Source organism: Cupriavidus sp. GA3-3 (assembly GCF_000389805.1).
Classification (GTDB): Bacteria; Pseudomonadota; Gammaproteobacteria; order Burkholderiales; family Burkholderiaceae; genus Cupriavidus; species Cupriavidus necator_D.
Genome location: NZ_KB944464.1, coordinates 40612 through 48548, shown reverse-complemented (window position 1 = coordinate 48548; position 7937 = coordinate 40612). Strand labels below are relative to the sequence as shown.

At 65.8% G+C, this 7937-nt stretch carries 6 protein-coding genes and 1 pseudogene; 4 read left to right on the top strand and 3 right to left on the bottom strand.

All coding sequences use genetic code 11. From position 1 onward, the window contains the following. From C265_RS06220 to map, 3 genes and pseudogenes are all read right to left on the bottom strand, one after another. Positions 1 to 512 (bottom strand): annotated as a pseudogene (locus C265_RS06220) (16S rRNA pseudouridylate synthase); the annotation flags it as partial. A gap of 22 nt (positions 513 to 534) precedes the next feature. Further along, the gene (locus C265_RS06215) at positions 535 to 3117 is read right to left on the bottom strand and encodes a [protein-PII] uridylyltransferase (RefSeq protein WP_011615472.1); all 2583 of its coding nucleotides are present in this window, start codon (positions 3115 to 3117) and stop codon (positions 535 to 537) included. An 87-nt stretch (positions 3118 to 3204) separates the two neighbouring features. After that, entirely contained in the window at positions 3205 to 4023 is an 819-nt protein-coding gene (gene map / locus C265_RS06210) for a type I methionyl aminopeptidase (protein ID WP_010809602.1), read from the bottom strand. A gap of 336 nt (positions 4024 to 4359) precedes the next feature. Here map and rpsB point away from each other — a divergent pair, with 336 nt between their 5' ends. From rpsB to frr, 4 genes are all read left to right on the top strand, one after another. Then, the gene (rpsB, locus tag C265_RS06205) at positions 4360 to 5106 is read left to right on the top strand and encodes a 30S ribosomal protein S2 (protein WP_010809601.1); all 747 of its coding nucleotides are present in this window, start codon (positions 4360 to 4362) and stop codon (positions 5104 to 5106) included. 296 nt (positions 5107 to 5402) lie between these two features. After that, positions 5403 to 6281, top strand: a complete 879-nt coding sequence (gene tsf, locus C265_RS06200; protein WP_010809600.1) for a translation elongation factor Ts — start codon at positions 5403 to 5405, stop codon at positions 6279 to 6281. Positions 6282 to 6552: 271 nt separating this feature from the next. Continuing rightward, a complete protein-coding gene (gene pyrH, locus C265_RS06195) occupies positions 6553 to 7263 on the top strand; it encodes a UMP kinase (RefSeq protein ID WP_010809599.1) in 711 nt (236 codons plus the stop codon). Between the two features lie 110 nt (positions 7264 to 7373). Beyond that, the gene (gene frr, locus C265_RS06190; RefSeq protein WP_010809598.1) at positions 7374 to 7934 is read left to right on the top strand and encodes a ribosome recycling factor; all 561 of its coding nucleotides are present in this window, start codon (positions 7374 to 7376) and stop codon (positions 7932 to 7934) included. The last annotated feature ends 3 nt before the right edge of the window (positions 7935 to 7937 follow it).

The window sequence follows — 7937 nt, the reverse complement described above, 5'->3', positions numbered from 1 at the left end:
GCCTCGCCGCGATCGTCGCCAGTGCGGCGCGGGCGGTTGTCGTCGTCGCCAAAGCGGCGCGGCGGACGCGAATCGCCGCCCTCGAAACGGCGCGGACGTGCCTCGCCCCGGTCATCGCCAGTGCGGCGCGGGCGGTTGTCGTCGTCGCCGAAGCGGCGCGGCGGGCGCGCCTCGCCGCCTTCGAAGCGGCGCGGACGTGCCTCGCCCCGGTCATCGCCGAAGCGGCGCGGACGCGCCTCGCCGCCTTCCGGGCGGCGCGGGCGTGCCTGGCGTTCGCCGTCAGCGGGACGCGGCGCGCGGGCCTGCGCTTCGCCCTGGGCCGGACGGCCGCCGGTCTTGCCGCCGGCGCGCTCCTGGGCGCGCTTGATGCCTTCGGAGACGGCTTGCACGCGCTTGCGGTTCAGGTCGGACACGCGCACGGGGCGGGTACCGGTCTTGCGCGCGGCCGTGCCGGTGTCGCTGGCGGCCTTGATACCTAGCGTCTTGCGCTTCGGCGAATTGCTGTCGGTCATATGTTGATGCTGCCCGCCCGCCTCAGATGGCGAGGGCGGCGAGCAAGTCCTGTTCAAGCTGAATCTGCAATCGGTTGTCGGCAGCCAGGCGGCTGCCGTCGACCAGGAACACGTCTTCGACGCGTTCGCCCAGGGTGTTGATGCGTGCCGTGTGGACGGATACGCGATGCCGTGCCAGTACGCGGGCGATGGCGTACAGCAGGCCGGTGCGGTCGTTGGCGGACAGCGACAGCAGGTAATACTGGCCGCGCTCGTCGGGGCGCAGGTCCACGCGCGGCTTGATCGGGAAGCTGCGCGACTGGCGCGACAGCCGCCCCTGCGTGGGTTCGGGCAGTGCGCCTTGCAGGCGCAGCCGCTCGCACAGTTCGTGCTCGACCAGCGCGATGATGTCGCGGTAGCTGCCGCCGTCGCCGGCCATGCCGGGGTCGGTGACCTGGAACGTGTCCAGCGCGTAGCCGTGGCGCGTGGTGTGGATCTTGGCGTCCTGGATCGAGAATGCCTTGCGCTCGAAGTAGCCGCAGATGCGCGCGAACAGGTCGGGCTGGTCCTTGACGTAGACCGCCACCTGCAGGCCTTCGCCGGCGGGGGAGACGCGTGCCTTGACCACCGGCGTGGGGCTGTCCACCTTGTTGTACAGGTGGCGCGTGAGCCAGGCGATATCGTGCGAATCGTGGCGCAGGAAGAAAGCCACGTCGAGCTGCGCCCACAGGGACTTGCCCAGCGCCGGGTCGAAGGCCTTCAGGCGCAGCTCGGAGATGGTGTCTTCCTTGCGCTGCGACCACAGCGAATGCGAATCCACGCGCGCGCCGCCGAGCACGCGCAGCGTGATGTGGTACAGGTCTTCCAGCAGCTTGCCCTTCCACGCGTTCCATACCTTGGGGCTGGTGCCGCGGATGTCGGCCACGGTCAGCAGGTAGAGCGCGGTCAGGTAGCGTTCGCTGCCGACCACGCGGGCAAAGGCGTGGATCACATCGGGATCGGTCAGGTCCTGCTTCTGCGCCACGTGGCTCATGGTCAGGTGGTGCTCGACCAGCCAGCAGACCAGGTCGGCGTCTTCGCGCGCAATGCCGTGCTGCTTGCAGAAGCGGCGCGCATCCACGGTGCCAAGCTTCGAGTGGTCGCCGCCGCGGCCCTTGGCGATGTCGTGGAACAGCGCTGCCACCCACAGCACCCACGGCTTGTCGAAGCTGGCCATCAGCTGGCTGCAGAACGGGAACTCGTGGGTGTGCTCGACGATGGCGAAGCGGCGCATGTTGCGCACCACCATCAGGATGTGCTGGTCCACGGTGTAGACGTGGAACAGGTCGTGCTGCATCTGGCCGACGATGCGCCGGAAGTTGATCAGGTAGCGGCCCAGCACGCTGGTCTGGTTCATCAGGCGCAGCGCGTGGGTGATGCCCTGCGGCTCCTGCATGATGGCCAGGAACAGGCGGCGGTTTTCCGGATCGTTGCGCCAGCCCGCATTCATCACGGTGCGCGCGTTGTACAGCCCGCGCAGCGTGCGCGGCGACAGGCCTTTCACGCCGGGCGTGCGCTGGTACAGCAGGAAGGTTTCCAGGATCGCGTGCGGGTCGCGTTCATAGATGTCGTCGCTGGTGATTTCCAGCATGCCCTGGCGCTCGACAAAGCGCTCGTTGAGCACGCGCGTCACCTGAGACTCGCTCGGGAACAGCATCGCCTCGATGTTCAGCAGCAGCACGCTGTTGAGCTGCGTGACTGCCTTGGCCGCCCAGTAGTAGCGGCGCATCAGTTGTTCGCTGGCGCGCTTGCTGGTGGTCTGGCGATAGCCGAAGGACTCCGCCAGCGCGGTCTGCAGGTCGAATACCAGCACGTCCTGGCGCCGGCCGGCCACCAGGTGCAGGCGCGCGCGGATGGTCTTGAGCAGGCGCTCGTTGCGCGCGAGCTCCTGCGCTTCGCGCTGCGTCAGCAGGCCGCGCTCGAAAAGTTCTTTCCAGCTGTCGCCCAGGCCCGCCGCCTTGGTCATCCACAGGATCACCTGCAGATCGCGCAGGCCGCCGGGGCTTTCCTTGCAGTTGGGCTCGAGCGAGTAGGGCGTGTCCTGGTACTTGGCGTGGCGCTGGCGCATTTCCAGCAGCTTGGCCTGGAAGAACGCGGCCGGGTCCAGGTCGGCGAGGTAGCGCGTACGCATCGACTCGAACAGCTTGCGGCTGCCGGTCAGCAGCCGCGCTTCCAGCAGCGAGGTCTGGATGGTGACGTCCTGGCGCGACTCGCGGATGCAATCGTCCACGGTGCGCACCGAAGAGCCGATCTCCAGCCCGAGGTCCCAGCACAGGCCGATAAAGCGCTCCAGGCGCCCGGTGGTGTCCTGGTCTGGCTCGGCGGGCAGCAACAGCAGCACGTCGACGTCGGAGTAAGGCAGCAGCTCGCCGCGGCCATAGCCGCCCACCGCCACCAGCGCCGCGCCCGCGGGCATCCCCAGGCCGCGCCAGGCTTCCACCAGCCCGGCGTCGACGGCGCGGCGCAGCCGCGTGATCAGCGTGCCGACATTGGCGCTGATGTTGAAGTCGGCAAACAGTGCCTGCTTGTCGGCTTTGAGCTGGTCGCGCACGCGCGCGGCAAGCAGCAGTTCCGGCGTGGTGTCCATGGTGGTGGCGGGCTCGGCGAGCGAATTGGTGGGCACGGCTGGAAAAAGAAAGGCGCCCGGTCAGGCGCCCCTGGCTTCAGTGCGACCTCAGGCCGCGACGGAATCGGTGATAAAGGCCGGCGGCGCCGGGCTCCCGGCCGATACCGTGAGGACCTCGTAGCCGGTCTCCGTGACCAGCACGGTGTGCTCCCACTGCGCCGACAGGCTGCGGTCGCGGGTCTTGACCGTCCACTGGTCGGGCATGGTGCGGATATCGCGCTTGCCGGCGTTGATCATCGGCTCAATGGTGAAGATCATGCCGGCCTTGATCTCGGCGCCGGTGCCCGGGCGGCCGTAGTGCAGGATCTGCGGGTCTTCGTGGAAGTTCTTGCCGATGCCGTGGCCGCAGTACTCGCGCACCACGCTGTAGCCGGCGGCTTCGGCGTGTATCTGGATGGCGTGGCCGATGTCGCCCAGACGGGCGCCGTGGCGAACCTGCGCGATACCCTTCCACATGCATTCATAGGTCACCTGCGACAGGCGCTTGGCCAGGATCGAGCCCTCGCCGACGATGAACATGCGGCTGTTGTCGCCGTAGTAGCCTTCCTTGGTGATGACCGTGATGTCCAGGTTGATCGCGTCACCGTTCTTCAGCACGCGGTCGCCCGGAATGCCATGGCAGATCACGTCGTTGACCGAGGTGCAGATCGCGCCGGGGAAGGGCGGATAGCCGGGGGGGGCATAGTTCAGGCACGCCGACACAGTGCCTTGCACTTCACGCATGTAGGCGTGGCACAGGCGGTCGATCTCGCCGGTGGTGATACCTGGCTGAACGAAGGGCGTGATGTAGTCGAGGACCTCGGACCCAAGGCGGCAAGCCACGCGCATCTGGGCGATGTCTTCGGCGGTGTTCAGGTGAATGCTCATGCTGCGTCGCCAAAAAAGTGATGGCGAGGCCACTGGCCGCGCCGAAATCGAAAGGTCAATGTAGGATTATCGCACCATCGGGGCCAGATCGCAGCCTGTGCGCGCCGGTGCTGGGCGGAGTCCGCAGGGCGCCAGGAAGCCGGGCGGCTTGAGTGGGCCGCACTTTTGTTGCTACAATAGCGGGCTGACTTGGTTGCGGCGCAGCATTGCGTGCGCCAGGCCGGTATTTTGCAGGATTATTCCTGCTGTCGTTTGAAATCGCTGGCCCGCCTATCCGGGGTGTTCCTTTTCAGGAATGTCGGGGCGGGCTTCAGACCTAACCCTCTGGAGTTTTACATGTCCGTTACCATGCGCGAAATGCTGGAAGCCGGTTGCCACTTCGGCCACCAGACCCGCTTCTGGAACCCGAAGATGGCCCCCTTCATCTTCGGTCATCGCAACAAGATCCACATCATCAACCTCGAAAAGACGTTGCCGATGTTCCAGGACGCAATGAAGTATGTGCGTCAGCTGGCAGCCAATCGCGGCACCATCCTTTTCGTGGGCACCAAGCGCCAGTCGCGCGAAATCCTGGCTGAAGAAGCTGGCCGTGCCGGCATGCCCTACGTCGACGCCCGCTGGCTCGGCGGCATGCTGACCAACTTCAAGACGGTCAAGACCTCGATCAAGCGCCTGAAGGACATGGAAGCCGCCAAGGAAGCCGGCGCGCTGGAAACCATGAGCAAGAAGGAAGCGCTGATGTTCGAGCGCGAGATGCTCAAGCTGGAAAAGTCGATCGGCGGCATCAAGGACATGGGCGGCGTTCCGGACGCGATCTTCGTGGTCGACGTCGGCTACCACAAGATTGCCGTGACCGAAGCCAACAAGCTGGGCGTGCCGGTGATCGGCGTGGTTGATACCAACCACTCGCCGGAAGGCATCGACTACGTGATCCCGGGCAACGACGACTCGAGCAAGGCCGTGGCCCTGTACGTGCGCGGCGTGGCCGACGCGATCCTGGAAGGCCGTGCCAACGCGGTGCAGGAAGTGGTTGAAGCCGCTCGCGGCGGCGACGACGAATTCGTCGAAGTGCAGGAAGGCTGATTGCCCGCCGCCTGATTGCCGGAAAGGAACCCGCTAGCGCGCATCGTCACCGCACGACAGACAAGCAACGCTTGCCGCCCGTCATCACGGGCTGCGCGCAAGGCGAAAGCCGGGGTACGCCGGCAGCCGGGCAAGAAGGGCAATTAAAAGGGGGCACATCTGGCGCCCCCTTTTTTTGAATTTGAATTGTTGTCATCCGCCGCAGGCAGTATCTGCCGCGGGTGTGCTGTAGACCCACCGACCGGGTGCCGCAGGCGACTGCCGGCAGCCGGCGTGAACCATTCAAGGAGTGACAAATGGCGGCAATTACCGCAAGCATGGTTGCAGAACTGCGCGCGAAGACCGACGCGCCGATGATGGAGTGCAAGAAGGCCCTGACCGAGGCCGACGGCGACCTGGACAAGGCCGAAGAGCTGCTGCGCGTCAAGCTGGGCAACAAGGCCAGCAAGGCCGCCTCGCGCGTGACTGCCGAAGGCGTGGTCGCATCGTTCATCGACGGCACCACCGGCGTGCTGGTCGAACTGAACTGCGAGACCGATTTCGTCTCCAAGAATGACGACTTCCTCGCGTTCTCGGCCAAGGTCGCCGAACTGATCGCCAAGCAGAACCCGGCCGACGTGGCCGCCCTGTCGGCGCTGGAAATCGACGGCGTGAGCGTTGAAGCCACCCGCACGGCCCTGATCGGCAAGATCGGCGAGAACCTGACGATCCGCCGCTTTGCCCGCTACGCCAACGGCGGCAAGCTGGTTTCGTACCTGCACGGCACCCGCATCGGCGTGATGGTCGAGTTCGATGGCGACGAAGCCGCCGCCAAGGACGTGGCCATGCACGTGGCCGCCATGAAGCCGGTGTCGCTGTCGGCCGAGCAGGTCCCCGCCGACCTGATCGCCAAGGAGCGCAGCATTGCCGAGCAAAAGGCTGCCGAGTCGGGCAAGCCCGCCGAGATCGTCGCCAAGATGGTCGAGGGTTCGGTGCAGAAGTACCTGAAGGAAGTCTCGCTGTTCAACCAGCCGTTCGTGAAGAACGACAAGCAGACGGTTGAGCAGATGCTGAAGGCCGCCAACACGACCGTGAAGGGCTTCACCCTGTTCGTGGTGGGCGAAGGCATCGAGAAGAAGCAGGACGACTTCGCCGCTGAAGTGGCCGCCCAGGTGGCCGCTGCCCAGAAGGGCTGATGTCCGGGGCGCCGCGGACTGCCCGTTCGGGCTGGTCCGGGCGCCTATAATGCCGCAGGGGCGCCGTAAGGTGCCCCTCTGCATAAGTAGTGCGGCGCGGCGCAGGCCGCGTTGCACCGCAGCAGCCAGTTTCCGTGGTGGTCCGGCAGTCCGGGGCACCCCGAAAACCGGCTTTCTTCCGCCGGCGCCACGAGGATCCGTGCCGCCTGTGCCAAAACATACGTCTCAAGATCGTCTCAACCGAGCGATTTGCTCCTGTCCGAGGGTGAACATGCCAGCCTACAAGCGCGTCCTTCTGAAACTGTCCGGTGAAGCCCTGATGGGCGACGATGCCTTCGGCATCAACCGCTCCACCATCGAGGCGATGGTGAACGACATTGCCGAGATCGTGAAGCTCGGTGTGCAGGTCGCGGTGGTCATCGGCGGCGGCAACATCTTCCGCGGCGTCGCCGGCGGCGCCGCCGGCATGGACCGCGCCACCGCGGACTACATGGGCATGCTGGCCACCATGATGAACGCACTGGCGCTGCAGGACGCGATGCGCCACGCCAATATCGAGGGCCGCGTGCAGTCCGCGCTGCGCATGGACCAGGTGGTCGAGCCCTATATCCGCCCGCGCGCGATCCGCCAGCTGGAAGAGGGCAAGGTGGTGATCTTCGCCGCCGGCACCGGCAACCCGTTCTTCACCACCGACACCGCCGCCGCGCTGCGCGGCTCGGAAATCGGTGCCGAGGTCGTGCTCAAGGCGACCAAGGTGGACGGCGTGTACACCGCCGATCCCAAGAAGGACCCGAGCGCGACGCGCTACACCACCATCAGCTTCGACGAGGCCATCTCGCGCAATCTGCAAGTGATGGACGCCACCGCCTTCGCCCTGTGCCGCGACCAGAAGCTGCCGATCAGGGTGTTCTCGATCGTCAAGCCGGGCGCGCTCAAGCGCATCATCCTGGGCGAGGACGAAGGTACGCTGGTGCACGTCTGAGGCAGGGCGCCAGACGCCGGGCTGCTGGCATCCGGCCGGGCAAAGGGTAGAATGATTCATTTTCGATCCCCGCCAGGGGGATCATGGTTGGCTGATTTCCGGAGGTAAAAATGAGCGTCGCCGACACAAAGAAGAGCGTCGAGCAGAAAATGCAGAAGTCGATCGAAGCCTTCAAGGCCGATCTGGCGAAGATCCGCACTGGCCGTGCCCACACCGGCCTGCTTGACCACGTTCAGGTGGACTACTACGGCTCGATGGTTCCCATCAGCCAGGTCGCGGCAGTCGGCCTGGCCGATGCGCGTACCATCACGGTGCAGCCCTGGGAAAAGAAGATGGTGGGCGCGGTCGAGAAGGCCATCCGCGACTGCGACCTGGGCCTGAACCCGGCCACCATGGGTGAAGTGATCCGCGTGCCGATGCCCGCACTGACCGAAGAGCGCCGCAAGGAGCTGACCAAGGTCGTCAAGGGCGAGGCCGAGGGCGCCAAGGTTGCCGTGCGCAACCTGCGCCGCGATGCCAACGAGCAGTTCAAGAAGCTGGTCAAGGACAAGACCATCTCCGAGGACGACGAGCGCCGTGGCCAGGACGAAGTGCAGAAGCTGACCGACAAGTACGTGGCCGAGATCGACAAGATGGTCGCCGAGAAAGAGAAGGAGATCATGACGGTCTGACCC

Bases quoted from the DNA above. Each gene is read 5' to 3' on its own strand.
- C265_RS06215 (WP_011615472.1), bottom strand. From the start codon at position 3,117: ATGGACACCACGCCGGAACTGCTGCTTGCCGCGCGCGTGCGCGACCAG.
- map (WP_010809602.1), bottom strand. From the start codon at position 4,023: ATGAGCATTCACCTGAACACCGCCGAAGACATCGCCCAGATGCGCGTG.
- rpsB (WP_010809601.1), top strand. From the start codon at position 4,360: ATGTCCGTTACCATGCGCGAAATGCTGGAAGCCGGTTGCCACTTCGGC.
- tsf (WP_010809600.1), top strand. From the start codon at position 5,403: ATGGCGGCAATTACCGCAAGCATGGTTGCAGAACTGCGCGCGAAGACC.
- pyrH (WP_010809599.1), top strand. From the start codon at position 6,553: ATGCCAGCCTACAAGCGCGTCCTTCTGAAACTGTCCGGTGAAGCCCTG.
- frr (WP_010809598.1), top strand. From the start codon at position 7,374: ATGAGCGTCGCCGACACAAAGAAGAGCGTCGAGCAGAAAATGCAGAAG.